Raw genomic sequence first — 26495 nt, forward strand, 5'->3', positions numbered from 1 at the left:
GACTGTACGGCGGTAACCATCGCGCCAGCCCCGCTTTGGCCATAGTATCGCGGCAAGCGGCGCAGCCGTGCCACCGGAGCCTTGCATGACCGACCGCCAGACCATTTTCGACCGCATCCTCACGCTGATCGAGCCGCTCAACAAGAAAGGCATCGCGGTCGGCGAGACGACGACCTTCGCCGACGACCTGGAGATGGACTCGCTGACCGTCATGGACCTGGTCGCGAACATCGAGGACGAGTGGGACATTGTGCTGCCCCTGAACCTGCTGCCCGAGCTCGAAACCGTCGGCCAGGTGGCGGACGCGGTGGCGAAGCTCGCCAAGTGATCGACCTGCTCGCCAAGTTCGACGGCCTCGTCGCCGAGCGCCAGATGGTGCTCGACGCCGGGATGCGCGACCCCGTCGGCGTCGTCATGAGCGAAGTGCTCTCCCCGACCGAGGCGATCATCCAGGGCCGCAAGACGATCCTGATGGGCACCTACAACTATATGGGGATGACCTTCGACCCCGACGTCATCGCGGCCGGCGAGGCGGCGCTGCGCGACTTCGGCGCGGGGACGACGGGCAGCCGCGTGCTCAACGGCACCTATGCGACGCACAAGGACTGCGAGGCGGCGCTGTGCGAGTTCTACGGCACCAAGTACGCGATGGTGTTTTCGACAGGGTATCAGGCGAACCTCGGCATCGTCTCGACGCTGGCGGGGCGCGGCGACTACGTCATCCTCGACGCCGACAGCCATGCCTCGATCTACGACGGCTGCTCGATGGGCAACGCCGACGTCGTGCGCTTCCGCCACAACAGCGTCGAGGACCTGGAAAAGCGCCTGCGCCGCCTGCCCGCAGATGCCGGCAAGCTGGTGGTGCTGGAGGGCGTCTATTCGATGCTCGGCGACATCGCGCCGCTCGCCGAGATGGTGCGCGTGGCGAAGGCAGCGGGCGCGATGGTGCTGGTCGACGAGGCGCACGCGATGGGCTTTTTCGGCGAGCACGGCCGCGGCGTCACCGAGGCCGCGGGGCTGGAGGATCAGGTCGACTTCATCGTCGGCACCTTCTCGAAGTCGGTCGGCACGGTCGGGGGGTTCTGCGTCTCCAACCACCCGAAGTTCGAGGCGCTGCGGCTGGTCTGCCGCCCCTACGTCTTCACCGCCGCCCTGCCGCCGACGGTGATGGCGTCGAGCGCCGCGTCGATCCGCAAGCTGATGCACAATGCCGACAAGCGCGCTGCGCTGTGGGCGGCGACGCGGGGCATGCATGAAGGTTTGCGCGCGCGCGGCTTCACGCTGGGCACCGAGACCGCCGAGAGCGCAATCATCGCGGTGATGATGCCCGACCAGGTGACGACCGTGCGCATGTGGCAGGCGCTGCTCGAGCGCGGCGTCTACGTGAACTTCGCGCGACCGCCGGCGACGCCGATGGGCACGTACCTGCTGCGCTGCTCGCTGTGCGCCGCGCACACGGCAGAGCAGGTCGCGACGATCCTGGCGGCGTTCGAGGCTGCGGCGGCCGAGGTCGGGTTGCAGCTTAGCTAGATATGGTCGTCATCCCGGCGAAAGCCGGGACCCATCTCCCGAAACTCAGGTGCTGGGTCCCGGCTTTCGCCGGGATGACAAAAAGCTAAGGTGCCTCGCCCGTCCACTCCCAGTGCCACGGCTCGAAGGCGTAGTTGACGAACCCGAAGCGCTTCGCGTTCGCGACCATCCAGCGATACGCGGGGGTCTTCGACATCGCGCGGCGGTTGGGTTCCTTGGTCGAATCGGGGCCGTAGCCGGGGGCCTCCCCCACGTAGATGTCGAGCGCCAGGCCGGTGCGGTGCGCCGAACAGGTGGCGCGGCGCGAGCCGTCGCAATTGCCCTCGGTCCGGCAGCGCGTGGCGTCGGACGCGGGGTCGCGGAAGCCCGAATAGATCGCCAGCCAGCGCGTATCCTTGCGCAATGCCGGCACGTCGCGCTGCGCCGCCGACACCATTGCGCGATACGCGCCGAGCGCCTTGGGCCGCACCTTGATCGTCTTGCCCAGATAGCCCTTCGCCGACAGCACGACGCGCGGCGGCGCGGGGCAGACATTGCGGCCGCGCAAAGCGACGAACGGCCGCCGCGACTGCCATAGTGACTTCATCACCTCGAAGCCCCGCTGGTCGACGACGCCCGTCGCGGGCAGGCCACGCGCGCGCTGCCACACCGACAGCGCCTGCGCGAACCCGGGGCTGGTGAACGGGCAGTTCGACTTGATCTCGGTGGCGATCAGCGGAGCATAGGTCTCCCACCCCGTCTCGGGGTTGCGGAACGGCGTCCAGCGCAGGGCGCGCAGCGTCGCCGCGTTGGTACCCGCAGCGATCGCGGGACCCGCGGTGCATGCGGTCTGCGCCGCCGTCGGGGCGGCCAGCATCATCAGGATAATCAGCCAGATTCTCATGCCCGCTCCGCCACCGGAACCAACGTCCCCGAAAACGACTTGAACCCGCATCTCCTATCAAAGGTCAACCGATGTCGCGCACCGTCTCGCTGCTGCCCCTGCTCGCCCTTCTCGCCGCCGCGCCTGCGCCGGTCGCCACCCCCGCCGCACCGCCCGCCGTTGCCCCCGCGACGCCCCCGACCTCCGACGCGCCGCTCGCCAAGGCGATCAATGCGCAGGGGTTCGTGACCGGCACCGACAAGGCCGCGACGAAGCGCATGCTGATCCGCGCGCAGGTGCTGCTCGACCGGGCGCACTTCTCGCCCGGCGTCATCGACGGCAAGGCGGGCGGCAACCTGACGCTGGCGCTGAAGGGCTACCAGACGGCGAACGGCCTCGAGGTGACGGGCACGCTCGACCGCGCGACTTGGGACAAGCTGACCACCGACACCGATCCCGTCATCCGTGATTACACGCTGGTCGACGCCGACACCGCCGGGCCGTTCGCGGCGCCCGTCGAGCCCGGTGACTATGTGACGATGGCGGCGCGGCCCAACATGACCTGGACCTCGGCGCTCGAATCGCTCGGCGAGCGCGCGCACATGGACGAGGCGCTGATCCAGCAACTCAATCCCGGCAAGACGCTGACCCCCGGCACGACGATCCTCGTCGCCGCGGTCGGCCGCCCCAAGCTGCCGACGATCACGCGCATCGCGGTCGACAAGAGCGCCGGCGAACTGCGCGCCTATGCGGGCGACAAGCTCGTCGCGGTCTACCCCGCGACGGTCGGCAGCACCGAGCGCCCGGCACCCGACGGCGAGTGGAAGGTCCGCACCGTCGCGACCGCCGCCAGTTACACCTTCGATCCCAAGCGCCTGACCTTCAAGCCGAAGAGCGGCGGCGCCGAGGTGCCGGCGGGCAAGCTGACGATCAAACCCGGCCCGAACAACCCCGTCGGCACGACGTGGATCGACCTGACCAAGGATACGTACGGAATCCATGGCGCGCCCGACCCGCGTCTCGTCGGTAAGCGCGCCAGCCACGGCTGCGTCCGCCTGACCAACTGGGACGCGAAGGACCTGGCGAATGCGGTCAAGGAGGGCACGGTCGTGGCGTTCGGCGGAGCGGAGACGCGCGCCAAGACCTGACGGCTCGACGCGCGGGCGAGCGGCGGTGTAGCGTCGCGCTTCCGAGGAGACGGCAATGGCGAGCGCGGCGCGGCTGGACAGCATCAACGACTGCAACCCGTACCTGCACGGCCTGTACGCGCCGCAGCTGCAGGAGTTCACCGCACTCGACCTGCCCGTCATCGGCGAACTGCCGAAGGACCTGCACGGCGCCTATGTCCGCAACGGGCCGAACCCGGCGGCGTGGCCGAGCGCGCCGCACCACTGGTTCGACGGCGACGGGATGGTCCACTCGATCTATTTCGAGAATGGCCGCGCCGAGTATCGCAACCGCTTCGTCCGGACCGACGACCATGTCGCCGACCTCAACGGCGGCTGCGGCGCGGGCGGGGTGTTGATGCCTGCAGCGCGGGATCGCGGCGAGCGCGGCTACAAGGACACTGCGAACACCGACCTCGTCATGCACGGCGGCTCGCTGCTGGCGCTGTGGTATATCTCGGGGGTGCCGGTGCGGATGCACCCGCGGACGCTCGAGACGATCCGGTCCGAACGCTTCGGCGGCGCGCTGCCGCGCCATGTCTCGGCGCATTCCAAGGTCGACCCCGTCACAAGCGAGTTCGTGTTCTTCGACTATGCACTGTACGAGCCGTGGATGTCGTTCGGCACGGTCAGCCGCGACAACGTGCTGACGCATTTCACCACGGTCGACCTGCCCGGGCCGCGCCTGCCGCACGACATGGGGCTCACCGAGAATTACGTCATCCTGCACGACCTGCCGGTGGTGTTCACCGAAGCGGGCTTACGCAACCGCCAGTGGCGCATTCAGACCGAGCCCCGTCCCGCGCGCTTCGGCGTCGTGCCGCGCACCGGCACGGGCGACCAGGTGCGCTGGTTCGAGACCGATCCCTGCTACATCTACCACGTCGCGAACGCGTGGGACGACGGCGACGAGGTCGTCATGCACGCCTGCCGCATGGTGCCGAACGGCTTCACGCCGAACCCGGCGTACGGACCCTTCGGCGCGATGGTCAACGTGCTCGCGCTCCACGCGGTGCCGGTCGAGTGGCGATTCCATATGAAGACCGGGGCGGTCAGGCAGCGCCAGCTCGACGACCGGCTGGGCGAGTTCCCGACCGTGAACCAAGGCTATGTCGGGCGGCGGTCGCGCTGGTCGTACAATGTCTCGATGGCGCCCGACGAGCTGCAGCGCTTCGACGGGTTGCTCAAGTACGACCTGACGACCGGCGACTGCACCGCGCATCCGTTCGCGGAGGGGCATGCGGGGTCCGAGGCCGCCTTCGCGCCGCGCATCGGGGCCGTGGACGAGGACGACGGCTATGTCATCAGCTTCGTCACCGACCCCGATGGCAGATCGGAGGTGCAGGTCATCGCCGCACAGGCGTTCGCCGATGCGCCGATCGCGCGGATACCGCTGCCGGGGCGCGTGCCGGCGGGGTTTCATGGAACGTGGGCGCCGGGGGATCAGATCCGCTGACCGTTAAAGCGCCTCCACGATCGTCACGTTCGCCAGCCCACCGCCCTCGCACATCGTCTGCAGCCCCCAGCGCTTGCCCCGCGCCCGCAGCGCATGGACCATCGTCGTCATCAGCTTCGTGCCGCTCGCCCCGAGCGGGTGCCCCAGCGCGATCGCCCCGCCGTTGACGTTGAGCTTCGCCGGGTCGGCCCCGAGCTCCTTCAGCCACGCGCCCGGCACGCTTGCGAACGCCTCGTTGACCTCGAACAGGTCGATGTCGTCGAGCTTCATGCCCGAGCGTTCGAGCGCCCGCCGCGTCGCGCCGATCGGCGCCTCGAGCATGATGACTGGGTCCTCGCCGACGACGGTCATGTGGTGGATGCGCGCCAGCGGGGCGATGCCCAAAGCCTTCAGCCCGCGTTCGTTGACCACCATGACGCCGCTCGCGCCGTCGCAGATCTGCGAACTCGTCGCCGCGGTCAGGCGCCCGCCCTCCTGAATGAGCTTTACGCCGCGGATGGCCTCGAGGCTCGCGTCGAAGCGGATGCCCTCGTCCTGGACGTGCATCTCGCGGCTGCCGTCGGGCAGATCGACCTCGACCGCCGCGATCTCCAGCTCGAAGGCCCCCGCGCGGGTCGCGGCGGCGGCGCGGCGCTGGCTCTCGTAGCCGAAGGCGTCGAGGTCGTCCTTCGACAGGTCGTATTTCTTCGCCAGCATCTCGGCGCCGGTGAACTGGCTGAACTGCACGCCCGGGTAGCGCGCCTTCATGCCGGGCCCGCCGAACGGCGAGCCCAGCCCCGCCTCGTGCGCCGCCTTGCCGCTCGCACCCATCGGCACGCGCGTCATCGATTCGACCCCGGCGGCGATGACGACGTCCATCTGCCCCGCCATGACGGTCGCGGCGGCGAAGTGCAGCGCCTGCTGGCTGCTGCCGCACTGGCGGTCGACGCTGGTGCCGGGCACGCTCTCTGGCAGGCGCGACGACAGGACCGCGTTGCGCGCGACATTGCCCGACTGCTGCGCGAACTGGCTGACGCAGCCCATGATGACGTCCTCGACCAACGCCGGGTCCGCGCCGCTGCGGTCGATCAGCGCGTTCAGTACCTGCCCGCCCAGATCGGCGGGGTGCCAGCCCGTCAGCCGACCGCCGCGGCGGCCCCCGGCGGTGCGCGCGGCGGCGACGATATAGGCTTCATGCATGTGCGGCCTCCCCAGGCTTTACGTTTGCGTCAACCTGCCCCGGACTGGACGCCCGGTCCACCCCCCGGCATGGGTGCGCGTATGAAAATGCTCATGCTCGCCGCCGCCGCGCTGATCGCTGCACCCGTCGCCGCCGCCCCCGCCAAAAAGCCTGTCAAACCGCGTCCCGCGGCCGCGCGCGTCGTGAAGCCTGCGGTCGAGACCCCCGCCCCCGACACCCCCGAGGTGCAGGCGCTGCGCCGCGCCTTCCACTACGCCTTCCCGGTCTACGAGATGATGCGCACCCGTGCCGGCGTGGTGACGCGCGCGCAGGCGGCGGGCGCCAGCGGGGTCAACATGATCTTCGCGCGCAAGCGGCTCGCGGATGCCACGACCCGCGACGTGACGACGCCGAACAACGACACGCTGTACGCCACCGCGTGGCTCGACCTGGCGAACGGTCCGGTGACGCTGACCGTCCCCGACCTCGCGGGGCGCTACAATTCGGCGGCGCTGATGAACCTGTTCACCGACAATGTCGCGATCCTGGACTCGCGCACCGGCGGCGGCGGCACCTACACGATCGCCGGGCCGGGGTTCGCCGGCAAAGCGCCCGAGGGCACGACGCTGGTCAAGCTCGACACCAACGACGCATGGCTGCTGGTCCGCGTCTACGTCAACGGTGCCGCCGACCTCGACGCGGCGGGCGCTGCGATCGACCGTTACACGCTGAGCGGCGGCGGGGCCGCGGTGCCGATGGTCGCCGTGCCGACCGCGACGCCCGACGCCCCGACCCTGCTCGCGGTGGTCAACGAGGCGCTGGGCCGGTCGGGGATCGCCCCGCGCCACGCCGATCTCGGCATCCGCCCTGGCGTTTCCGATGCGTGGGCGGAACTGCCGCCCGAGACCCGCAAGCTGTGGACCGACACCCTCCCCGCGCTGCGCCGCGAGCTGAAGGGCGGCTTCGCGCAGGTCGGCACGGTCGTCGATGGCTGGTCCTACCCCGGCCCCGGCATCGGCAACTTCAGCGACGACGATGCGGGGCGCGCCGCGGTCGCGCTCGGCGGGCTGGCGGCGCTGCCGCGGCAGGAGGCGGTGTATCTCTCGGCCAGTGCCGACAAGGACGGCGCGCCGCTGACCGGGGCGAAGGCGTACACCGTCAAGATCCCGCCGCGTCCGCCGGTCGGCGCCTTCTGGTCGCTGACCCTGTACAAGGTCGAGCCCGACGGCCGGCTGTTCTTCATCGACAACCCGCTCAGCCGCTTCTCGATCGGATCGGGCTCGCGGTCGATCCACTACGAGCGCGACGGCAGCCTCGACATCTTTGTCCAGCAGACCCGCCCCAGCGGCGAGCGCGTCGTCAACTGGCTGCCCGCTCCCCCGGGTCCCTTCCGGCTGGTGTGGCGCGCCTATCTGCCCAAGGCCGAACTGCTCGACGGCAGCTTCCGCCTGCCGCCCGTCGTCGCGACCGAAGTGGTGCCCTGACGAAATCGTTTCACCGGCGTTTACCGCGACGGATCCGACGGTTAGACCGTCGGGGTCGGGTGGAGGGCATGATGAAGCGCGCTGCGGTCTTGAGTGTTGCGATGGTGCTGGCGGCATGCACCGACACACCGGACAAGGCGAAGGTCGCCGACGGCGCGAAGGTCGACGCCGGGGCCAGCGTCGCAACGCCTGCGCCCAGCGCTGCACCGGCCGATATCGAGGCGGCGAAGTCGTTCATCATTTCGCGTCTCAACACCGCGAAATGGGAAGGCCGCGACGGGGAAAGCTTCCTGAGCGAGGAATGGCATCCGATCAGCGTGACGCTCGACGCATCGGGCTGGAAATGGTCGCCGATGCGCTTCGTCAAGTCGGGACTGGCCGGCGTAACCAGTTCCGAGAACTTCATCGAGGGGTACGAGGTGCTGCCGAGCGCGCTGGCGCGTCCCGCCAAGCTGACCAAGGGCGAACGGTTCTGGCAGCTGCGCATCGAATGCCGGATCGACGACTGCATCAAGGTCGAGGGATCGCAGATCAACGGCACCGACTACACGATGATCGACGATCCCGAGCCGACGACGCTGCCGATCGACGAGCGGCGCGACAGCGCCGACTGGTATTTCACCGACCAGGACACTGCCGAGCGCGTCGCGCGGGCGGTCGATCTCGTCCTCGCCGCCCAGGGGGCCAAGCCCCGCGCCTTTTGACTAGGGGGGCGCGTCGCCGACAGCGGATGACGCCGCCCCGGGGTTACGCTAAGGAGCGTTCGCATGCCCCCCTCGTGCGGGGCTTTCTGGAGTAATTCGCATGGGTGGTCTCAGTCTCTGGCATTGGCTGATCGTCATCATCGTCGTGATGCTGCTGTTCGGCCGCGGCAAGATGTCCGACATGATGGGCGACTTCGCCAAGGGTATCAAAAGCTTCAAGAAGGGCCTGGCCGACGAGGACACGCCGCCTGCGCCTGCGCCGCCGCCTTCGCAGATCGCCGCGACCCCGCCGGTGCCGCCGGTCCAGACCGCACCCGTCGACGCGCCTCGCCCTTGAGGGCCTGAGGAGTGTTCGGCCTCGACGGCAGCGAGCTCGCGGTGATCGCGGTCGTCGCGCTGGTGGTGATCGGGCCGAAGGATCTGCCGCGCGTGATGCGCATGGTCGGGCAATGGGTGGCGAAGGCGCGCGGCATGTCGCGCCACGTCCGCGCCGGATTCGACACGATGATGCGCGAGGCCGAGCTGGAGGAAATGCAGAAGCAGTGGGACGCGCAGAACGCCGCGATCATCGCCGCGACGCGCATCGACGCCGACACGCCGCGCCTGTCGTACGACACGCCCGAGGCGATGGCCGCCGAGGAGCCGCAGATGCTGCCGCTCGCAGCGACCGAAGCGACGCCTGAAGCTGCCACGTCCGAAGCCCCGGAAGCGGTGCCCGACACCACCGCGCGCGCCGCATGAGTGCCGACGACGATCTCGACGCCAGCAAGGCGCCGCTGATGGATCATCTGATCGAGCTGCGCCGCCGCCTGCTATGGTCGCTGGCGGCACTGGCGGTCGCTTTCCTGATCGCCTTCACCCAGAGCCAGAAGATCTTCGATTTTCTCGTCCAGCCGCTCGGCCAGGCGTTCGGTCCGGGTACCGATCACAAACTGATCTATACGAAACTGTACGAGGCGTTCTTCGTCAACATCAAGGTGTCGCTGTTCGCGGCCTTCTGCCTCGCCTTCCCGGTGATCGCGAGCCAGTTGTGGGCGTTCGTCGCGCCGGGGCTCTACAAGCGCGAAAAGCGCGCCTTCTTGCCCTTCATGCTCGCGACGCCGGTGTTGTTCACGATGGGCGCGGCGCTGGCGTATTACGTCGTCATGCCGACGGCATTCCGCTTTTTCCTGAGCTTCCAGTCGGGCGGCGGCACCAGCGGCGTCAGTCAGGAGGCCCTGCCCGCGATGGGCGATTACCTCGCGCTGGTCATGCAGTTCATCATCGCCTTCGGGGTCGCCTTCCTGCTGCCCGTGCTGCTGATGCTGCTGGAGCGCGCGGGCATCCTGACGCGCGCGCAGCTGATCGCCGGGCGGCGCTATGCCATCGTCGGGGCCTTTGTCATCGCCGCGGTGCTGACGCCCCCCGACCTGTGGTCGCAGTTCGCGCTCGCGATACCCCTGATCCTGCTCTACGAAATCTCGATCATCGCGATCTGGTTCACCGAGCGGAAGCGGGCGCGCGAAGCCGTGCAGATACCTGCGGCCGCCGAATAAATTGAGCAGCGTCTTTTCATCCGAAGCCGCCGCGCCGCCGCGCGCCGGTTGCCGCATCACGCCGCTGATCGAGGCGGCGGACATGTATCCCGAGCTCGAGCGCCAGGTGCTGGCTGCGACTGCCGAGGTCTGGCTGGCCTTCCGCATCTTCGACCCCGACACCAAGACCCGCTCTGCCGAGGCAACGGCGCTGGGGCTCGCCGACTGGACCGCGCTGCTGCGCCACGTCATCCTGGCCGGGGTCAATGTCCGGCTGCTGCTGACCGATTTCGAGCCGATCATGGCGGACGAGCTGCATTCGGGGTCGTGGGAAACCTTCCGGACGCTGCGCACGATGGGTGCCGCACTGCCGGCCGAGGCGCAGGAGCGGCTGCAGATCGTCGTCATCCAGCACGAGGGCGAGCTGGGCTTCGGCACGCGCCAGCTGGTGCGGATCGCAGTCGGCTTTCACCTGCGCGCGATGTTCCGCAAGCTTGCCGACAAGGGCAAGGACATCGGCGAATACATGAGCGTGCGGCCCGGCCTGTGGCGGCACCACCGGCTCGACGCTCAGGGGCGACCCGTGCACCGCCTGGGTCCCGCGGCGCGCCTGTGGCCGGCGACCTATCACCAGAAGTTCGCGGTCATCGACTGCCGCGTCGCGATCATCGGCGGGCTCGACGTCGACGAGCGCCGCTATGACGACCGCCGTCACCGCCAGCGCGCCGACCGCACCTGGCACGACCTCAGCGTCCGCCTCGAGGGCCCCGCCGTCGCCGATGCCGCGGTGCATTTCCAGGACTGCTGGAACCGCGAGCTGCCGCGCTTCCGCGCCATCGCCGAGCATTGGACGAGCGGCACCGACCGCGCGCTGGCGCTCGATCCGCTGGTCGAGATCACCCGCGCCCCCGTGCCACCGCCGCCCGTCGGCGAGGCGACGGTGCAGACCGTGCGGACCGTGTCGCGCCGCAGCCGCCGGTTGTTCGCGGTCGGTCCGCGCCCCGACGTCATGGAGATCGCCGAGGCGCACCGCCGCCTGATCGGTGCTGCCGAGCGGCTGCTGTATATCGAGGCGCAGTTCCTGCGTTACCGCCAGGCCGCGAAGTGGATCGTCGCGCGGGCGCGCGCCTGCCCGGCGCTGCAGGTCGTTATCGTCATGCCCAACGCGCCCGAGGAGGTTGCCTATGACGGCGACCGGCGCTCGCCGCACCGCCACGGCGAATGGCTGCAGGCAAAGGCGATCGGTCTGCTGCGCCGCGAGCTGGGCGACCGGATCGGGGTTTTCGCGCTCGCCAAGCCGGCGCGGGCGTCGGAGGCGGAGAAGGATTTTGCCGCCGACCGCGGTACCGCGTTCGGCGCGGGCACGGTCTATGTCCATGCCAAGCTGCTGATCGTCGACGACCGTTATGCGCTGGTCTCGTCGGCGAACATCAATGGGCGCAGCCTGCGCTGGGACACCGAATTCGGACTGGTGTGGGATGACGCCGAGGGCGTCGCGGCGTTTCGCCGCCGGTCATGGTCGCAGCTGCTCGCCAGCGAGGCGTCGGGCAATGTCGATCTAGCGGACGGACTGGCGACGTGGCGGAAGATTGCCACGGACAATGTGATTAAGACGCCCGAGGCTCGGCAGGGCTTCGCGGTGCCGCTGCAGGTCAGGCGCGCGCGGCGTTTTGCGCGGCCTTCGTGGTTCGTCCCCGACGATCTGGTTTGATCGCCGGGGATCCGAAACCCTAGTTCTTGACGTCGTTTGCCGTCTTCGAGACGGCCTTGCCGGCCGAGCTGACGTCCTTGCCGGCGCCTTCGACGGTGTTGCATGCCGAGATGCCGAGGCTGGCAATGGCGGCGACGGCGATCAGAACGATCTTCATGGGTCGGTCTCCTAATGTGTCATGATGACGACGCAACAAAGCGCGCGCCGGGAACATGTTCCACCGGCGCGCTTTGGTCGTGTGATCCGGGGGGGTGGTCCAAGTGGGGCCCGACGACTTTCGGGGGGGGTGAAGTCGCCGGGCCCTTTGGGAGGATGGCGGGAGCGGGGGGGCAAATACCGCCATCCGAGGTTCATAACCATGCTCGCAGCGTACGGTTCCCGAAGCTGAACAAATTTATTTTTACGCGACCGGAACAAGCTTTCGGACGTGGAACCGGGCGTAACGATCGCGCGTCTGTCGCGGGTCACGAGGACCATTGGAGAGACATGATGACGACCGATCTGGATAGAGTGTGGGACGCGATCGAGGACCTGCGCACCGGCATGCTGACCACCGAAGGCCCGAACGGCCTGGAGAGCCGCCCGATGAGCGCCAGCGTCGAGCGCGAGACCAAGAGCCTGTGGTTCATCACGCGCATCGATTCGGCGAAGACCGACGAGATCGCCGACGACGCGCACGTCAACGTCGCCTTCGCGGGCCAGAGCAAGTGGGTCTCGCTGACTGGCACGGCGCGCGTCATACGTGATGCCGCCAAGGCAAAGGAGCTGTGGTCGCCGTTCGCCGAAGCCTGGATGCCCGAGGGTCCCGAGGCGCCGACGACCGCGCTGATCCACGTGACAGCGACGCACGCGACGCTGTGGGACGAGCCCGGCAAGCTTGCGCAGCTGGTCAATGTCGCGGTCGCCAACGTCACTCAGAAGCCGCCGACGTCGGGCGACGAGGTCCGCGTTACGATGTAGGTCTACGACGCTTGCCGTTGGTTACGCTGCCTGAGTGACCAGCGGAAAGCTGATCGAATAGCGGCCCGCGGCGGCATCGTGCCGCAGCGGGCTGCGCAGCTGGCGGGCCATGCCGTGGACGATGCGGCTGGCCGGGTCGCCGCTGTTCAGCGCCAGAATATCGATCCCGACGAACGCCGGTGCGGCGACGCCGAGTACGCCGCCGGTACCCTCCATCCCGATGTCGATCGTCACCGCCAGCGGGGCCGGCGTCGTCAGCCGTGCGGCGCAGCTGACGAGCTCGGTAATCACGAAGGCGATCGGCACTGCGGTATCCTGTCCGACGTAAAGTGACGCGATCTCGCAGTGGATGCGCAAGGGCAGATGCTCGGTCGACGCGACGCTCTGTTCGAGCCCGGCGCAGATGTCGGTCGCCATGGCGCGCAGGTCGACACCCTCCGCCCCGCCCGGCACGGCGGATTCGTACATCCAGCGATGCACCACCGCGAGTGCCGCGACACGCGCCTGGATGATCGCATAGGCGTGCGCGACATCGTCGCTCTTCGCCTCGCGCGCCTGCAGCGACAACAGGCTGGAGACGATCTGCAGGTTGTTCTTCACGCGGTGGTGGACCTCGCGCGTCAGGCGCTGCTGCTCGGTGATCGCCGCCTCGGTCTCGACGGCATAGTCGGCAATGCGTTCGGCCATGCCGTCGAAGGCATCGGCCAGTGCCTCGACCTCCAGGCTGAAGAAGCGCTGGCTACCCAGCCGGACACTGGCATCGCCCGCGGTATAGCGATCGACGGCGCGGCGCATGCGGGTCAGTGGCCGGACGATCAGCCGCGAGGCGATGACCCAGCCGATCGCCAGCGCCGCGATCCACATCAGCAGCGGCAACGTGATGCCGAGCAGTTGCACCAGCGTCATGCCGATGTCGTCCGACCTGCCGAGCGCGGCGCCGGCAGCGCGATAGTTGCGGACCGCGACGAGCACCGCGACGATGCCGAGCGGCAGCAGGGTCAGGGTGAGGGCGGCGATGACCTTTGCAGCAAGCGGCCAGTTGCGGACGCGCAATCGCGCTAACCGCCTTTCGCCAGCCTCATCATCCACCAGTATTTTCCTAACGCAGCCGCCGCAACAATTCCTCGAACGCCTGAGGCAGGGGTTCGGCAGCGGCGTCGTCGAATGCATCGCGCAAGGTCTGGCCGAGCCGGTCGAGCGCCGGCGGCCGGGAGGGTTCCGGCGGTGGTGCTGGAGGGTTCGAGTTCGCCACGCGCATTCCCATACTGCCGCGACCCCCGGGTTCGACGGTTGCGTTCGCCCGACTGTCGGAATAGGCAACGCTCATGCGCTTAGGCGGATTGTTGCAACCGGGAAACAAAAAACACTGCGCTCACGTTAAGAACGGGCGGCACACTCGGCACTATCCTGCCTCGCCCCCGCGACCCTGAGGACCCTCACGAATGTCACTTGCTTCCGATATCGCGCCGCATCTCCCCTACCTCCGCCGCTATGCGCGTGCGCTGACGGGCAGCCAGACGAACGGCGACTCGTTCGTCCGTGCCGCCCTCGAGGCGATCGTCGCGGCCCCCGCCGACTTCCCGCGCGACGTTGATGCGCGGCTGGGCCTGTACAAGGTGTTCCACGCGATATGGAGCAGCGCCAACGTCGACATCGCGCCCGAATCGGACGGCGCCGCGCACGACATGGAGCGCGTCGCGCAGGACCGGCTGGCGGCGATCACCCCGCTGTCGCGCCAGGCGCTGCTGCTGACCGCGATGGAGGGCTTCACCAACGAGGACGCCGGTTACCTGATCGACGCGACGCCGACCGACGTCGCCAGCCTGGTCGCCGAGGCCCTCGCCGAGATCGACCGCCAGACCGCGACGCGTGTGCTGATCATCGAGGACGAGCCGATCATCGCGATGGACATCGAATCGATCGTCCGCGACCTGGGGCACGAGATCACCGGCATCGCGGTGACCCGCGACGAGGCTCGCGCGCTGGCGCAGTCGGACCGGCCGGGCCTGGTGCTCGCCGACATCCAGCTGGCCGACGGCAGCTCGGGCATCGACGCGGTCCAGGATATCCTGGGCGAATTCTCGGTGCCGGTGATCTTCATCACCGCCTTCCCTGAGCGGCTGCTGACCGGATCGCGCCCCGAGCCGACCTTCCTGATCACCAAGCCGTTCCAGCGCTCGACGGTCAAGGCGGCGATCGCGCAGGCGCTGTTCTTCAATTCGACCGCGAGCTTCGGCTGAGGTTCACGGAACGTGCGGGCCGCGTGTCCGTTACGGTAGTACAATAGTGTGAGGTAGTGCGCGTGGCCGAAGAACCCCCGATCGTCGAGACGACCACCGAGGCACGCGCCGGATCGCGCGTCGGGCCGAACTATATCGTCATGGGCGTGTCGCTCGTGCTCGTCATCATCGCGTTCGTCGCCATCTACGTTTATTACGGCAGCGGGGGCTAGGTCATGGCCAGGCCCGTCCGCGCCCCGCGCGTCGATCACACGCCAGACCCGAACGCGGTCCCCGTGCTGCCCGCGGCGAAGGATCTGGGCGCGTTCCTGCGCGTCGCGTTCGCCGAATCGAGCGAGCAGTCGCTGCCCGACGTGTTCGTTCAGCTGCTCGCCCGGCTCGGCGAGGACGAAGTCGCGCCGCCGCCGCGCCCCGAGGCGCTGTCGGACAAGGATTTCAAGGACCAGCTGGCGCTCGTCATCCCCCATCTGCGCGCCTTCGGCCGTTCGCTGTCGGGCAGCCGCGACCTCGCCGACGACCTGGTGCAGGAGACTCTGCTCAAGGCGTGGGCGGCACGCGCGCGCTTCCAGGCGGGCACGAACATGCGTGCCTGGACCTTCATCATCCTGCGCAACCTGTTCCTCAGCCAGATGCGCCGCTCGCGCTTCAAGGGCGAGTGGGACGATTTCACCGCCGACAAGCTGCTCGCCATGCCGGCCGGGCAGGACCGGCAGATCGACCTCGCCGACCTGCAGCGCGGCCTGATGCAGCTGCCGCAGGCGCAGCGCGAGGCGCTGATCCTCGTCGGTGCCGGCGGCTTCGCCTATGAAGAGGCGGCGTCGATCTGCGACTGCGCGGTCGGCACGATCAAGAGCCGCGTCGCGCGTGGCCGCGCGGCGCTGGAGGTCATCCTCAACGAAGGCCTGCTGCCGTCGCGGCGCAGCGACGCCCCGACCGGCGGCGTCTCGGCGCTGAACCAGATCATGGGACAGGTCGACACACTCGCGCGGGGGTAGGGAACGCCGGTGTAACGGGCGTGTTGGAGCGTGGCGTATCAGTTTCCATTCAGGAGAGACCTCATGGCCAGCCCCCCGCAGACTGCAGAAATCCAGGGCAAGGGTGCCCGCGACGACGAGAAGATCGACATCAGCATCTCGACCGACCAGCGCGGTGCGGTTGCCGAGGCGCTCAAGGTCGCGCTTGCCGACAGCTATGCGCTGTATTTCAAGACGCTCGGCGTCCACTGGAACGTCACCGGCGCCGGCTTCTACGGCATCCACAAGCTGACCGACGCGCAGTATAACGAGCTGCACCAGGCCGCCGACGCGATCGCCGAGCGCATCCGCGCGCTGGGCCATGTTGCCCCCGCCAGCTTCGCCGAGTTCCGCGAGCTGAGCTGCGTCGATGTCGACACGCCGCACAAGACGACGCCCGAGATGCTCAAGGAACTGGTCGCCGACAACGAGGCGGTCGCTAAGCGCATGCTCGATGCGTCGGACGTCGCCGAGGACAATGATGACAAGTTCACCGAGGACATGCTGATCGCGCGGATCGGCGTCCACGAGGAGAATGCGTGGATGCTGCGGGCGACGATAGCCTGAGCTTTCTCCCGTCATCCCGGCGCAAGTCGGGATGACGGGGCCTACGTGACGCGCCCGTCGCTCGGTGCCACAACACGCGCGTGATACCCCCCGAACTCGCCAAATTCATCGCCCCGCTCGCCCTCGACGAGGCGCGCACCGACGCCCTCACCCGCGCCTGGACGCACGCGCCCTATCTGCGCGGCCTGATACGCGGACACCGCGACGCGCTCGACGCCGCTCCCGAAACGGAAGTCGCCGCCGCCCTCGCGCAGGTCAGCGACACCGCCCAACCCGTCTTCGAACGCCTGCGCGCCGCGAAGCGCCGGGCGCACCTTGCCATCGCCCTTGCCGACCTGTCGGGGGCGTGGCCGCTGGAGAGCGTGACGCACGCGCTATCGGACCTCGCCGACGCGTGCATCGACGCGGCAATCGCCGAGGCCCTCGCCGAGCGCAACGCGCCAAACGCAGGCTTCGTCGCGCTGGCGCTTGGCAAGCTCGGCAGCCGCGAGCTCAACTATTCGAGCGATGTCGACCTGATCCTGCTCTACGATCCCGGCGCCGTCCCGGTCCGCGCCCGCGAGGACGCCGCCGACGCCGCCGTCCGCATCGCCAAGCGCGCCGTCGCCATCCTCAACGACCGCACCGCCGACGGCTATGCGTGGCGCGTCGACCTGCGCCTGCGCCCGGCGTCGGAGATCACCCCGCTCGCCCTGCCCGTCGCCGCGGCCGAGCATTATTACCAGTCCGAGGCCGAGACGTGGGAGCGCACCGCGTTCATACGTTCGCGTGCGTGCGGCGGCGACGTCGCGCTGGGCGAGGCCTTCCTGCGCGCCATCGGGCCCTTCGTGTGGCGCCGCAGCCTCGACTATACCGCGATCCACGACATCCAGTCGGTGTCCCTGCGCATTCGCGACCATTTCGACGCGGGGCAGAAGCTCGGCCCCGGCTTCGACCTCAAGCGCGGTCGCGGTGGCATCCGCGAGGTCGAGTTCTTCGCGCAGCTGCACCAGCTCGTCTGGGGCGGCCGCGACCCCGCGTTGCGCGCCCCCGCAACGCTCGACGCGCTCGCCGCTCTCGCTGCGGCGGGCCGCATCGACGCGGGCGAGGCCGCGACGCTCGGGACCGCCTATCGCCGCCTGCGCACCGTCGAGCATCGGCTGCAGATGCTCCACGACGCGCAGACGCACAGCATCCCGACCGTCGCGGGAGACCGCACCGCACTCGCCGCGATGTGCGATGAGCCCGACTGGCGGACGCTCGAACGCCATTTGAAGGGCACCACCGCGCCGATCGCGCGCGCCTTCGACCGGCTGATCGGCGAGGCGAAGGGCGATGCGCCCGGTCTGCCGACCGACTCCAAGGCGCTGCGTACCGCGCTCGGCAAGGGCGCGGCGGCACTCGCCCCGATGGTCGAACGCTGGCGCACCGTGTCGTACCGTTCGCTGCGCAGTCCGGCGGCGCGCGCCTCGTTCGAGCGGCTGCTGCCGTCGCTGGCCGCATCGCTGGCGCAGGCCGCAGACCCCGCGACCGCGGCGGCACGACTCGATGCCTTCCTGTCGGCGCTGCCCGCGGGCGTCCAGCTGTTCGCACTGCTCGAGGCGAATCCGGCGCTGGTGCCGCTGCTCGGGCGGCTGCTCGGCGTCACGCCGCTGCTCGCCGACGCACTGGCGCGCACTCCGGCATTGTTCGACGTGCTGCTGGGCGGCGACGCCTTCGATGCGCTGCCCGATGCGGGTGCGCTCGCTGCCGAGCTCAAGGCGCAGGTCGCAGGCGCGCGCGATGTCGAGACAGTCCTCGACCGCGTCCGCCGCTGGACCGGCGAGCGGCGCTTCCAGCTCGGCGCGCAGTTGATCGAGGGCCGCGCCGACCCGTTGCGCGTCGCGCGCGACCTGTCGCACCTCGCCGATGCCGCGCTGCAGCTGATCGTCCGGGTCGTGACCGACGATTTCGCCGCTACGCACGGCCGCGTTGCCGGGGGCGAGCTGATCGTCGTCGCGTTCGGCCGCTACGGCGGCGCGGCGCTGACCCACGCGTCGGACCTCGATCTCGTGCTGCTGTTCTCCGGCGCGCACGACGCGGTGTCCGACGGTGCGAAGCCGCTCGCCGCGACGCGCTATTTCAACAGCCTCGGCGCCCGCGTCGTCGCGGCGCTGTCGGTGCCGACCGCGGCGGGGGCGCTGTACGAGGTCGATACCCGCCTCCGGCCGTTCGGCGCCAAGGGCCTGCTCGCGGTCAGCCTCGACAGCTTCGTGCGCTACCAGATGGAGGAGGCGGAGGCGTGGGAGCATATGGCGCTGACCCGCGCCCGCGTCGTCGCCGGACCCGCGGCCGAAGCGCAGGCGGCGATCGCAGCGATCCTGAACCGCGCGCCGTCGGAGAATCTCGCCAAGCAGGTGCTGGCGATGCGCGCCGACATCGCGGCCGCCAAGCCCGGCGGCGGCAAGTGGGACGTCAAGCTCAGCCCCGGCGGGCTCGTCGACCTCGAATTCATCGTGCATTTCCTGCAGCTGCGCGACCGCGCGGCGGTCACCCCGGACCTCGGCGCGGCGATCGGCGCGCTGCGTCCCGACCTGGCCGACGCGCACGACCTTCTGACCCGCACGCTGGTCACGCTGCGCCTCGTGGGCGCGAACCCGGCCCCGCAGGCACGCGCGCTGCTGCCCGATGACGCGGCGCTGGGGCTGGCCAAGACCGCGGTCGTTGCGGCATGGAGCGCGGTGTTCGGGCAACGCAGGAGCGGTACATGACGATCGACAGCGGCGACACGGCACCTGCGCTCGACCTGGCGACCGACGCAGGCGCGCCGACCGACATCACGGGCCGCGTCTCGGTCGTGTACTTCTACCCCAAGGACGACACCTCGGGCTGCACGCGCGAGGGGATCGACTTCACCGCGCTCGGTGACGACTTCGCCGCCGCAGGTGTTCAGGTCATCGGCGTGTCGAAGGATTCGGTCGCCAGCCACGCCAAGTTCCGCGCCAAGCACAGCCTTGGCGTCATTCTCGCCGCCGATCCCGACGGCGTCGCGTGCGAGGCGTGGGGCGTCTGGGTGGAGAAGTCGATGTACGGCCGGAAGTACATGGGGATCGAGCGCGCCACCTTCCTGGTCGGCAAGGACGGCAAGGTCGCGCGCGCCTGGCACAAGGTGAAAGTGCCCGGCCACGCCGCCGAAGTGCTCGCCGCCGCCCGCGCGCTGGGCTGATTCGCCGGCCCCGCACGAACGAAACGGGAATTGGTTGCGTCCGTTTGGCGCCAGCCTGAACATTTATTCACTTCGCCGCAGCTTAAGCGCGGCTCGTCCCTCCCCCCTCCCGCAGCGGTTGCTGCGGCGCGGCGACGATGCTTGATGAGGGTGTCGGCGGAGGTCAGCCGTCGGCGACGCAATTGGGGGTCACGTCCGGTGGTTCGTCTGAAAGCCGCAGCAGCGGCCGTGGCCGAGCGCCATTTTCCAGAGCAAATCCTCGTCTGGCACCGCGCCCGCGGCATCAGCACCTTTCGACTGGGGAGTTCGACACAGGTCATGGCATTGGGTGGAGCAGCATTGATCGCGGGCTGGCTGGGGGTCGCCGCTTCGTCGATGGTCGGCGGACGCGATGCCGAAATGGTCGCCAAGCAGGCCGAACTCGACCGGCTTCAGGCCCAGGTCCAGACGCTGAAGGCCAACACCGTCCAGTTGCAGGGTAACGTCGCCACCACCGCCGCCAAGATCGAAGCGCGCCAGGCTTTCCTCGCAGGCCTCCTCGGCGGCAAGCGCGACATGCGCACCCTCGCCGCGATGCTGCCCCGCGATGCCGCACCCGCCCCCGTCGACTCGGCGCTCGAGCCGTTCCGCAAGGTCGAGAACGCGCAGCTCGCCTTCGTCGACAAGGCCACCGACGCCGCCCGCGCCCGCCTGCAGGGCACCCAGTCGCTGCTCCGCCGCCTCGGCCTCGACCCCAATCGTTTCGTCGCGCAGAGCGACATCACCGGCACCGGCGGGCCTTATGTCCCCGTCAACGCCCCCAGCGACGCCGATCCGCGCTTCAAGAGCCTGTTCGTCAGCTGGAAGAAGCTCGCCGCGCTCGAAACCGCGATGGCCGCGATCCCGTCCTACGTCCCCGTCAAGTCGTTCAGCACGACCTCGACCTACGGCGTCCGCTACGACCCGTTCACCGGCAACACCGCGATGCACGCCGGCCTCGACATGGCGGGCAGCCACGGTGAGCCGATCTACGCCGCCGCCGACGGCCTCGTCACCACCGGCGGCCGCTCGGGCGCGTACGGCAACCTCGTCGAGCTGGCGCACGGCAAGGGCCTCGCGACGCGCTACGGCCATTTGTCGGCGATCACGGTGCGCCCCGGCGAGCAGGTTCGCCAGGGCCAGATGATCGGCCGCATGGGCTCGACCGGCCGCTCGACCGGCACCCACCTCCACTACGAGATCCGCATCGACGGCCGCGCGGTCAACCCGCGCCCCTATCTCGACGCCTCGGCCTTCATGCTGGCGGCGCAGAACCGCGGCGAGGCCCAGGGCCCGATCGACGCGACGCTGATCGCCGAAGACGACAACGTCACCTTCGACCTCGCCGCCGCGACCGGCGGCCAGGGCGGGATGAGCCGGATCGTCCGGAACTAGGGTCTAGGCCGCGACCGCCAGCGGCCGGCTGAGGCGGCTGCGATTGCGACCGCCGGCCTTCGCGGCATACAGCGCGGCATCGGCGTGGCACAGCCAGTCGTCGGTATCGGCCACCGCATCGGTCAGCGGCGCGATGCCGAAGCTCGCGGTGACCTTCAGCACCTCGCCCACGTCGATCGACAGCGCGGCAATCGCCCGGCGGCAGCGTTCGGCGGCGGCGAGTGCGGCGGTGACGTCGGTATCGGGCAGCAGCAGCGCGAACTCCTCCCCGCCCATCCGCCCGAAGCTGTCGCCGCTGCGCAGCGACTCGGCGCACGCCCGCGCGATTTGCTTCAGCACCTCGTCGCCGGTGGGATGGCCGAAGCGGTCGTTGATCGGCTTGAAATGGTCGATGTCGAACGTCACCAGCGCCGCCGGGGCGACGAAGCGATGCTCGATTGCCGCGTCGAGCCGCGAGACGAACCCGCGCCGGCTCAGCGCGCCGGTCAGAAAGTCGCTTTGTGCGATCTGGCGCAGCTCGAGCTCGGCAATGACGATGCGGCCGAAGTCGCGCAGCATCTCGATCTGGCTCTCCGTAAACTCGCGCGGCACGGTGTCGATCGCGCACAGCGACCCGACATTGTAGCCGTCGGGCGTCGTCAGCGGCACGCCGGCATAGCTGCGGATGTGCGGCGGCCCGACGACCAGCGGACTGTCGCGGAAGCGCGGGTCGGCGTGCGTGTCCGATACGGTCAGCGGCGTGTGCTGCCGGATCGTGTGCGTGCAGAGCGACCAGACACGCGGCGTCTCGCTGGCCTCCAGGCCGTCGCACGACTTGAACCACTGCCGCTCCCGGTCGACCAGCGACACCAGCGCGATCGGCACTTCGAAGACGGCCCGGACGAGCGCGGTAATCGCATCGAAGCGGGCATCGGGTGCGGTGTCGAGCACGGCATAACGGTCGAGCGCCGACTGACGCCCGTTTTCGTCGCGCAGCTGCGCCGCAATCATGTTCGTGCCGCCCCGGCCCGTTCGCCCCGCCATCGTCCCTACGCCCCGTTCAAACAACTCCGCGCCATGACAGCGCACTCGCTAAGCTACGTTATAAACCCAATGCGTTAAAATTAAGCCGCAGCCGCCATGCCGCTGTCCAATGCCTCGCTCGCCGCAAGCCATGCCGCCTCGCTCGCCGCCAGCCGCCGTTCGACGTCGCCGCGCTCGCGCATCAACTCGGCCGACGTGCGCTTGGCGTCGCCGGGCAGCGCGGTCGACGGATCGAACAGCGCACGGTCGATCGCCTGGCGCCGCTGCATCCATTTCGCGGTCTCGGCCTCGGCCGCCTGCACCGCCTTGCGCAGTGAAGCCGTCGCCTCGCGTGCTGCAGCAGCCGCGCGCCGCTCGTCCTTCTTGTCGCGCTTCGACGCCGGGCCGCCGGCGCGCGGCGCGTCGGACTTGCCGAGCACCTGGGCGGTATAATCGTCGAGGCTGCCGTCGAACTCCGCCGCCCGCCCGTTGTCGACGAGCACCAGCCGGTCGGCCGACGCCTCGAGCATGTGGCGGTCATGGCTGACCACCACCACCGCGCCGCCATATTCGTTCAATGCCTGGACCAGCGCCTCGCGCGCATCGACGTCGAGGTGGTTGGTCGGCTCGTCGAGGATCAGCAGGTGCGGCGCGTCGCGGGTGATCAGCGCCAGCGCCAGCCGCGCCTTCTCGCCGCCCGACATCTTGCCGATCTTCTGCTCCGCCATGACACCCGAGAAGCCGAAGCGCCCTAGCTGCGAGCGCACCTGGGTCGGCGTGCCGCCCTTCATCAAGCGGCTCATGTGCTGGAGCGGCGTCGCGTCGGTGTCGAGCTCCTCGACCTGGTACTGGGTGAAATAGCCGACCTTGAGCTTGCCCGGCGCCGCCACGCTGCCCGCCATCGCGGCGAGTTGTCCGGACAACAGCCGCGCCAGCGTCGTCTTGCCGTTGCCGTTGCGCCCGAGCAGCGCGAGCCGGTCGTCGGGATCGAGGCGCAGGTCGAGGCCCTGCAGGATCGGCTTGCCGTCGTAACCGACCGCCGCCCCTTCGAGCTGGATCAGCGGCGGGCGCAGCACCTGCGGACTCGGGAAGTCGAACACCAAAGTGGGGTCGCTCGCGGCCTCGGCGATCGGCTGCATCTTCGCCAGCGCCTTCTGGCGCGACTGCGCCTGCTTGGCGGTCGAGGCGCGGGCGCTGTTCCGCGCGACATAGTCCTGCAGCTTGGCACGCTGCGCCGCCTGCGCCTCGCGCGCGCTCGCCAACTGCGCCAGCCGCTCGGCCCGCTGCCGTTCGAACGCGTCGTAGCCGCCAGCGTAGAGCGTCGTCTTGCCGCCCTCGAGGTGGAGGATGTAATCCACGACATTGTTGAGCAGGTCGCGCTCGTGGCTGATCACCAGGATCGTGCCGCGATACGACTTCAGGAAATCCTCGAGCCACAAAGTCGCCTCGAGGTCGAGGTGGTTCGACGGCTCGTCGAGCAGCAGCATGTCGGGCCCGGAGAACAGCAGCGACGCAAGCGCGACGCGCATCTTCCAGCCGCCCGAGAAACTGTCGAGCGGACGATGCTGCGCCGCTTCGTCGAAGCCGAGCCCGACGAGGATGCGGCTGGCCCGCGCCGGTGCGGTGTGCGCGTCGATGGCGTTCAGCCGCTCGTGGATCTCGGCGATGTGAAACTGGTCGTCGTCATTGCTGTCGTGACCGGTGGCGTGCATCGCCTCCTCCTCGGCGAGCAGCGCGGCGCGCTCGGTGTCGGCGGCAAGGACGGTCTCGAAGGGCGTGCCGGTCCCTGCCGGAGCCTCCTGCGCGACATAGCCAAGGCGCGACGCCTTTGGCATCGAGACATTGCCCTCGTCCGGGTCGAGCATCCCGGCGACGACCTTCATCAGCGTCGACTTGCCTGCACCGTTGCGGCCGATCAGCCCGACGCGCGCGCGTACCGGCAGCGCGGCGGTGGCACGGTCGAGGATCACCCGCCCGCCGAGGCGGACAGTCACGGCGTCGATGGTCAGCATGCGCGGCTACTTAGCAGGTGCAGCGCGCGCCGTCACGGGCGTCGGGGGGACCGCCTCCGTCCCCCCGGCGAGGGCCTACGCTTCCGTGGCGCACAGCGACTGGCGGCGGCGACGCGAAGCTATTCCGGTCGCTGCAAAGCCGCCAATCATCAGCGCCCAGGTGGTAGGCTCGGGGACCGCGCCGCCGACCGCAATCCCACGCACGTCGACAGCGAGATTGTCGAGAACGATCCCGCCAGACGCCGAGCGAAAACGGAAAGTCAGTGGGCCGCTGTAATAGGCCGTGTTGGCGTTGAACGTGCCCCGTGTCGTATCAGTATGCGACAAAACGAGGTTGTTGGCCGCGTCACGCACCTCGAACTCGTAAGGCACGAAAGTTGCCGACCCGTTGGTGTAGAACCAGCTGGTCAGCGAAACCTCGTTGCCCGCGGTCGGCGTGAAGACGATGTCCGAGAATTGCATGCCGTCGCTGCCGTTGTACGCCCCGCCTGAATAAAAGCCGGCATCGTACGCCCTCAGCGACGTCGCGACGCCACCGGCATTGTACGAGACGCCGAGCTGCGCCGTCGTCCCATAATCGACGCCGATAAAATCGACATGGTTGCAGAGCCGGTCGACCAGGCCGCCATCGGTACCGGTGCACGCCGGCTGAGCACCCGTGGAGCCGGCCGGATCGAAGGTCAGGACGACGGCGGTCGCGCTTGCCTGTCCCGCGCAGATCATGCCTGCTGCAATAACAGCCCCGAAGATCTTGAAGTTCATCTTGTTTCCCTCTTCTGTGGCCGGCACGCGCACAAGAAATGCGTTCGTGTAGGGCCTGTCGCTTAAGGCGCCGCAGCGCGCTTAAACGGGTCAGAGAGAAAAAAACAAACTTTCGGCGCCCGGCACTTAATGGTGAACCGGCGCACCTGCGGCCGCGAGATCGACCGCCGCCAAGACGCGCTCGGACGCCTGGTAATGCACCATGTGCCCGCAATCGGTCGCCGCGACGAGCCAGGCGTGCGGCAGTTCGCGCGCCAGCCGCGCCGAGTGCGTGTCGAAATCGACCAGCTTGTCGCCCGTGCCTGCCACAACGCCGACCGGCAGGGTCAGCGCGTCGTAACGCGGCGCGAGTCGCGCGGCAGCGGCGACCATCGCAGCGCCGTCGGCGGCGGTGGCGCGCAGCTGTAGTGGACGTAGCGACAGGCCGAGCGGATAGCCCTCCTCGAAACGGTCGGGCACCTCACCGGGCGCGAAGATCAACTTGAACACCAGCGGTGCCTGAACCCGGCCGAGCAGCGGCGAGATCGTGTGCCGCATCGCATCGCCGACAACCGGCAGCGCCGGCACCCCCGAGAGCACCGCATCGACGCGCGCAGTCGGGTAATAATAGCCCGAGGCGAGCACCAGCGCCGCGACCGCCTCCGGATAATCGAGCGCCCAGGCCAGCGCGACCAGGGTCCCGAGGCTGTGCCCCAACACGATCGGCTTCTCGATCCCGAGCTGGTGGCACGCCGCCGATAGCACCGCCGCCTGCCCCTCGACCGACCAGTCACCCCCGCGCGGCCGGCTCGAATGGCCGCAACCGGGGCGATCGAAGGCAATGACGCGGTATTTGGCGGCCAGCGCATCGAACAGCCCGCTCGCCAGCCAGTCCTCGATCATCGCGCCGTTGCCGTGGACCAGCACGAGCGGCCGACCCTGCCCGCGCTCGAGCACCTGCAAATCGACCCCATCGACCTCGATCATCCGCCCGACGACCGGCCAGCGCTTTTCGGCCGCCTTCGACTGAATACGAGTCAACAGCGCCGCGACGCCGAGCACGCCCGTGGCGGCGGCTGCCGCGCGGACATAGGTGTTGGTCCGCAAAGCGGTCATGTTCGTTCCCGTCGATTGGCTGAGCCACCTCAACCGGACAGGCGAACGCGAGTTCCGAACAAAATGCTGCGGTGCAGCAACCTAGGTTAGCGGCGCGGTCCGAAGCCCGGCATCACCGGCGGCGGGGCGCGGTTGCGGTCGCGGCGGGGGAGCTGGGCCTGGTACGCGAGCAGGCAATGCTCGTTGCAATAGGGGAAGCCCGTGTTGCTCGGCTTGCCGCAGAAGTGGAAGTCGGTCTCGCCGGGGTGACCGATCGGCCATTTGCAGATCTTTTCCGACAGATCGAGCAGCGAGGTCTTGGCGGGCTTGGCGGCGACCGCGGGGCGGACCTTGCGGACCACGGGTGCCGGCGCGCGCACGGCTGCGGCAGGCGCCGCGGTGACGGGCTCGATCGCGGCGACGGCGGCCGTGGTTGCCGCGACGATGCGCTCGGCACCGCCCTCGATCGCAGCGGCGTCGCCGCCCTTCACGGGACTCGGGCGCGCCTTCAGGCCGAGGCGGTGCGCCTTGCCGATGACGGCGTTGCGGCTGATACCCTCGCCCAGCTGTTCGGCAATCTGGCTGGCGGTCAGGCCTTGCTCCCAACCGTTGCGGAGCATCTCGATACGGGCGTCGGTCCACGACATGTGGCGGCAATCCTAATTCTCGTCCGGCGGTCGCT

28 protein-coding genes are annotated in these 26495 nt (G+C 69.2%); 18 read left to right on the plus strand and 10 right to left on the minus strand.

What is annotated here, in order from left to right; all coding sequences use genetic code 11:
- Positions 1 to 85 precede the first annotated feature (85 nt).
- Both FMM06_RS13620 and spt read left to right on the plus strand, forming a co-directional pair.
- Positions 86 to 328: an acyl carrier protein gene (locus tag FMM06_RS13620; RefSeq protein ID WP_144237926.1), complete on the plus strand. Its 243-nt coding sequence runs from the start codon at positions 86 to 88 to the stop codon at positions 326 to 328.
- On the plus strand, positions 325 to 1530 hold the full coding sequence (gene spt / locus FMM06_RS13625) for a serine palmitoyltransferase (RefSeq protein ID WP_144237927.1): 1206 nt from the start codon (positions 325 to 327) through the stop codon (positions 1528 to 1530). The genes FMM06_RS13620 and spt overlap by 4 nt, the downstream gene beginning before the upstream one ends.
- A gap of 85 nt (positions 1531 to 1615) precedes the next feature.
- Here the strand turns inward: spt and FMM06_RS13630 are convergent, their stop codons facing one another.
- Positions 1616 to 2413, minus strand: coding sequence for a D-alanyl-D-alanine carboxypeptidase family protein (locus tag FMM06_RS13630; protein ID WP_185965184.1), 798 nt, complete (start codon positions 2411 to 2413; stop codon positions 1616 to 1618).
- Positions 2414 to 2484: 71 nt separating this feature from the next.
- On the opposite strand from FMM06_RS13630, the gene FMM06_RS13635 reads away from it, so the two are divergent.
- Together FMM06_RS13635 and FMM06_RS13640 are read left to right on the plus strand one after the other, a co-directional pair.
- Complete coding sequence (locus tag FMM06_RS13635; RefSeq protein WP_144237929.1) at positions 2485 to 3540, plus strand: L,D-transpeptidase family protein; 1056 nt, start codon at positions 2485 to 2487, stop codon at positions 3538 to 3540.
- 55 nt (positions 3541 to 3595) lie between these two features.
- Complete coding sequence (locus FMM06_RS13640) at positions 3596 to 5014, plus strand: carotenoid oxygenase family protein (protein WP_144237930.1); 1419 nt, start codon at positions 3596 to 3598, stop codon at positions 5012 to 5014.
- 3 nt (positions 5015 to 5017) lie between these two features.
- On the opposite strand, the gene FMM06_RS13645 is transcribed toward FMM06_RS13640, so the two are convergent.
- Positions 5018 to 6193: an acetyl-CoA C-acetyltransferase gene (locus FMM06_RS13645; RefSeq protein ID WP_144237931.1), complete on the minus strand. Its 1176-nt coding sequence runs from the start codon at positions 6191 to 6193 to the stop codon at positions 5018 to 5020.
- Between the two features lie 81 nt (positions 6194 to 6274).
- Between FMM06_RS13645 and FMM06_RS13650 the strand changes: the two genes are divergently transcribed.
- The 6 genes from FMM06_RS13650 to FMM06_RS13675 all read left to right on the plus strand — a co-directional run bounded on the left by FMM06_RS13650 (position 6275) and on the right by FMM06_RS13675 (position 11586).
- A complete protein-coding gene (locus FMM06_RS13650; protein WP_185965185.1) occupies positions 6275 to 7657 on the plus strand; it encodes a DUF1254 domain-containing protein in 1383 nt (460 codons plus the stop codon).
- 71 nt (positions 7658 to 7728) lie between these two features.
- Positions 7729 to 8361, plus strand: a complete 633-nt coding sequence (locus tag FMM06_RS13655) for a hypothetical protein (RefSeq protein WP_144237933.1) — start codon at positions 7729 to 7731, stop codon at positions 8359 to 8361.
- Between the two features lie 100 nt (positions 8362 to 8461).
- Positions 8462 to 8698: a twin-arginine translocase TatA/TatE family subunit gene (locus FMM06_RS13660; RefSeq protein ID WP_144237934.1), complete on the plus strand. Its 237-nt coding sequence runs from the start codon at positions 8462 to 8464 to the stop codon at positions 8696 to 8698.
- An 11-nt stretch (positions 8699 to 8709) separates the two neighbouring features.
- Complete coding sequence (tatB, locus tag FMM06_RS13665; RefSeq protein WP_144237935.1) at positions 8710 to 9102, plus strand: Sec-independent protein translocase protein TatB; 393 nt, start codon at positions 8710 to 8712, stop codon at positions 9100 to 9102.
- Entirely contained in the window at positions 9099 to 9896 is a 798-nt protein-coding gene (gene tatC / locus FMM06_RS13670) for a twin-arginine translocase subunit TatC (protein ID WP_144237936.1), read from the plus strand. The genes tatB and tatC overlap by 4 nt, the downstream gene beginning before the upstream one ends.
- Position 9897: 1 nt before the next feature.
- On the plus strand, positions 9898 to 11586 hold the full coding sequence (locus FMM06_RS13675) for a phospholipase D family protein (protein WP_144237937.1): 1689 nt from the start codon (positions 9898 to 9900) through the stop codon (positions 11584 to 11586).
- 19 nt (positions 11587 to 11605) lie between these two features.
- On the opposite strand, the gene FMM06_RS13680 is transcribed toward FMM06_RS13675, so the two are convergent.
- Positions 11606 to 11743, minus strand: a complete 138-nt coding sequence (locus tag FMM06_RS13680; protein ID WP_144237938.1) for an entericidin A/B family lipoprotein — start codon at positions 11741 to 11743, stop codon at positions 11606 to 11608.
- A gap of 332 nt (positions 11744 to 12075) precedes the next feature.
- Here FMM06_RS13680 and FMM06_RS16845 point away from each other — a divergent pair, with 332 nt between their 5' ends.
- On the plus strand, positions 12076 to 12546 hold the full coding sequence (locus tag FMM06_RS16845) for a pyridoxamine 5'-phosphate oxidase family protein (protein ID WP_185965186.1): 471 nt from the start codon (positions 12076 to 12078) through the stop codon (positions 12544 to 12546).
- A 21-nt stretch (positions 12547 to 12567) separates the two neighbouring features.
- Here FMM06_RS16845 and FMM06_RS13690 read toward each other — a convergent pair whose 3' ends face one another.
- Positions 12568 to 13599 (minus strand): sensor histidine kinase, encoded by a 1032-nt coding sequence (locus FMM06_RS13690; protein WP_185965187.1) that lies wholly within the window; start codon positions 13597 to 13599, stop codon positions 12568 to 12570.
- A gap of 46 nt (positions 13600 to 13645) precedes the next feature.
- Entirely contained in the window at positions 13646 to 13873 is a 228-nt protein-coding gene (locus FMM06_RS16850) for a NepR family anti-sigma factor (RefSeq protein WP_185965188.1), read from the minus strand.
- A 115-nt stretch (positions 13874 to 13988) separates the two neighbouring features.
- On the opposite strand from FMM06_RS16850, the gene FMM06_RS13695 reads away from it, so the two are divergent.
- From FMM06_RS13695 to FMM06_RS13720, 7 genes are all read left to right on the plus strand, one after another.
- Positions 13989 to 14786, plus strand: coding sequence for a response regulator (locus FMM06_RS13695; protein WP_144334905.1), 798 nt, complete (start codon positions 13989 to 13991; stop codon positions 14784 to 14786).
- A gap of 62 nt (positions 14787 to 14848) precedes the next feature.
- Positions 14849 to 14998, plus strand: a complete 150-nt coding sequence (locus FMM06_RS16855) for a hypothetical protein (RefSeq protein ID WP_185965243.1) — start codon at positions 14849 to 14851, stop codon at positions 14996 to 14998.
- A 3-nt stretch (positions 14999 to 15001) separates the two neighbouring features.
- Positions 15002 to 15781: a sigma-70 family RNA polymerase sigma factor gene (locus FMM06_RS13700; RefSeq protein WP_144334906.1), complete on the plus strand. Its 780-nt coding sequence runs from the start codon at positions 15002 to 15004 to the stop codon at positions 15779 to 15781.
- Between the two features lie 63 nt (positions 15782 to 15844).
- Complete coding sequence (locus FMM06_RS13705) at positions 15845 to 16366, plus strand: Dps family protein (RefSeq protein WP_144334907.1); 522 nt, start codon at positions 15845 to 15847, stop codon at positions 16364 to 16366.
- 80 nt (positions 16367 to 16446) lie between these two features.
- Positions 16447 to 19095 carry a bifunctional [glutamine synthetase] adenylyltransferase/[glutamine synthetase]-adenylyl-L-tyrosine phosphorylase gene (locus FMM06_RS13710; protein WP_235889315.1) on the plus strand — a complete coding sequence of 883 codons (2649 nt, stop codon included), beginning with the start codon at positions 16447 to 16449 and terminating at the stop codon, positions 19093 to 19095.
- Positions 19092 to 19550, plus strand: a complete 459-nt coding sequence (locus FMM06_RS13715; protein ID WP_144334908.1) for a peroxiredoxin — start codon at positions 19092 to 19094, stop codon at positions 19548 to 19550. The genes FMM06_RS13710 and FMM06_RS13715 overlap by 4 nt, the downstream gene beginning before the upstream one ends.
- A gap of 339 nt (positions 19551 to 19889) precedes the next feature.
- A complete protein-coding gene (locus FMM06_RS13720) occupies positions 19890 to 20963 on the plus strand; it encodes a M23 family metallopeptidase (RefSeq protein WP_235889316.1) in 1074 nt (357 codons plus the stop codon).
- A 3-nt stretch (positions 20964 to 20966) separates the two neighbouring features.
- On the opposite strand, the gene FMM06_RS13725 is transcribed toward FMM06_RS13720, so the two are convergent.
- The 5 genes from FMM06_RS13725 to FMM06_RS13745 form a co-directional block, all read right to left on the minus strand.
- A complete protein-coding gene (locus tag FMM06_RS13725; RefSeq protein WP_144334909.1) occupies positions 20967 to 21953 on the minus strand; it encodes a GGDEF domain-containing protein in 987 nt (328 codons plus the stop codon).
- A gap of 113 nt (positions 21954 to 22066) precedes the next feature.
- A complete protein-coding gene (locus FMM06_RS13730) occupies positions 22067 to 23977 on the minus strand; it encodes an ABC-F family ATP-binding cassette domain-containing protein (protein ID WP_144334910.1) in 1911 nt (636 codons plus the stop codon).
- A 75-nt stretch (positions 23978 to 24052) separates the two neighbouring features.
- On the minus strand, positions 24053 to 24772 hold the full coding sequence (locus FMM06_RS17270; RefSeq protein ID WP_144334911.1) for a PEPxxWA-CTERM sorting domain-containing protein: 720 nt from the start codon (positions 24770 to 24772) through the stop codon (positions 24053 to 24055).
- 93 nt (positions 24773 to 24865) lie between these two features.
- Positions 24866 to 25834 carry an alpha/beta fold hydrolase gene (locus FMM06_RS13740; protein ID WP_144334912.1) on the minus strand — a complete coding sequence of 323 codons (969 nt, stop codon included), beginning with the start codon at positions 25832 to 25834 and terminating at the stop codon, positions 24866 to 24868.
- A gap of 86 nt (positions 25835 to 25920) precedes the next feature.
- Positions 25921 to 26460 carry a GcrA family cell cycle regulator gene (locus FMM06_RS13745; RefSeq protein WP_144334913.1) on the minus strand — a complete coding sequence of 180 codons (540 nt, stop codon included), beginning with the start codon at positions 26458 to 26460 and terminating at the stop codon, positions 25921 to 25923.
- Positions 26461 to 26495 lie beyond the last annotated feature (35 nt).

The organism is Glacieibacterium frigidum (genome assembly GCF_007097155.1).
GTDB classification, from domain to species: domain Bacteria; phylum Pseudomonadota; class Alphaproteobacteria; order Sphingomonadales; family Sphingomonadaceae; genus Glacieibacterium; species Glacieibacterium frigidum.

Excerpts from the sequence above, each read along its gene's own strand:
- FMM06_RS13620 (WP_144237926.1), top strand. The coding sequence starts at position 86 with ATGACCGACCGCCAGACCATTTTCGACCGCATCCTCACGCTGATCGAG.
- FMM06_RS13630 (WP_185965184.1), bottom strand. The coding sequence starts at position 2,413 with ATGAGAATCTGGCTGATTATCCTGATGATGCTGGCCGCCCCGACGGCG.
- FMM06_RS13635 (WP_144237929.1), top strand. The coding sequence starts at position 2,485 with ATGTCGCGCACCGTCTCGCTGCTGCCCCTGCTCGCCCTTCTCGCCGCC.
- FMM06_RS13640 (WP_144237930.1), top strand. The coding sequence starts at position 3,596 with ATGGCGAGCGCGGCGCGGCTGGACAGCATCAACGACTGCAACCCGTAC.
- FMM06_RS13645 (WP_144237931.1), bottom strand. The coding sequence starts at position 6,193 with ATGCATGAAGCCTATATCGTCGCCGCCGCGCGCACCGCCGGGGGCCGC.
- FMM06_RS13650 (WP_185965185.1), top strand. The coding sequence starts at position 6,275 with ATGAAAATGCTCATGCTCGCCGCCGCCGCGCTGATCGCTGCACCCGTC.
- FMM06_RS13655 (WP_144237933.1), top strand. The coding sequence starts at position 7,729 with ATGAAGCGCGCTGCGGTCTTGAGTGTTGCGATGGTGCTGGCGGCATGC.
- FMM06_RS13660 (WP_144237934.1), top strand. The coding sequence starts at position 8,462 with ATGGGTGGTCTCAGTCTCTGGCATTGGCTGATCGTCATCATCGTCGTG.
- tatC (WP_144237936.1), top strand. The coding sequence starts at position 9,099 with ATGAGTGCCGACGACGATCTCGACGCCAGCAAGGCGCCGCTGATGGAT.
- FMM06_RS13680 (WP_144237938.1), bottom strand. The coding sequence starts at position 11,743 with ATGAAGATCGTTCTGATCGCCGTCGCCGCCATTGCCAGCCTCGGCATC.
- FMM06_RS16845 (WP_185965186.1), top strand. The coding sequence starts at position 12,076 with ATGACGACCGATCTGGATAGAGTGTGGGACGCGATCGAGGACCTGCGC.
- FMM06_RS16850 (WP_185965188.1), bottom strand. The coding sequence starts at position 13,873 with ATGAGCGTTGCCTATTCCGACAGTCGGGCGAACGCAACCGTCGAACCC.
- FMM06_RS13695 (WP_144334905.1), top strand. The coding sequence starts at position 13,989 with ATGTCACTTGCTTCCGATATCGCGCCGCATCTCCCCTACCTCCGCCGC.
- FMM06_RS13700 (WP_144334906.1), top strand. The coding sequence starts at position 15,002 with ATGGCCAGGCCCGTCCGCGCCCCGCGCGTCGATCACACGCCAGACCCG.
- FMM06_RS13705 (WP_144334907.1), top strand. The coding sequence starts at position 15,845 with ATGGCCAGCCCCCCGCAGACTGCAGAAATCCAGGGCAAGGGTGCCCGC.
- FMM06_RS13715 (WP_144334908.1), top strand. The coding sequence starts at position 19,092 with ATGACGATCGACAGCGGCGACACGGCACCTGCGCTCGACCTGGCGACC.
- FMM06_RS13725 (WP_144334909.1), bottom strand. The coding sequence starts at position 21,953 with ATGATTGCGGCGCAGCTGCGCGACGAAAACGGGCGTCAGTCGGCGCTC.
- FMM06_RS13730 (WP_144334910.1), bottom strand. The coding sequence starts at position 23,977 with ATGCTGACCATCGACGCCGTGACTGTCCGCCTCGGCGGGCGGGTGATC.
- FMM06_RS13740 (WP_144334912.1), bottom strand. The coding sequence starts at position 25,834 with ATGACCGCTTTGCGGACCAACACCTATGTCCGCGCGGCAGCCGCCGCC.
- FMM06_RS13745 (WP_144334913.1), bottom strand. The coding sequence starts at position 26,460 with ATGTCGTGGACCGACGCCCGTATCGAGATGCTCCGCAACGGTTGGGAG.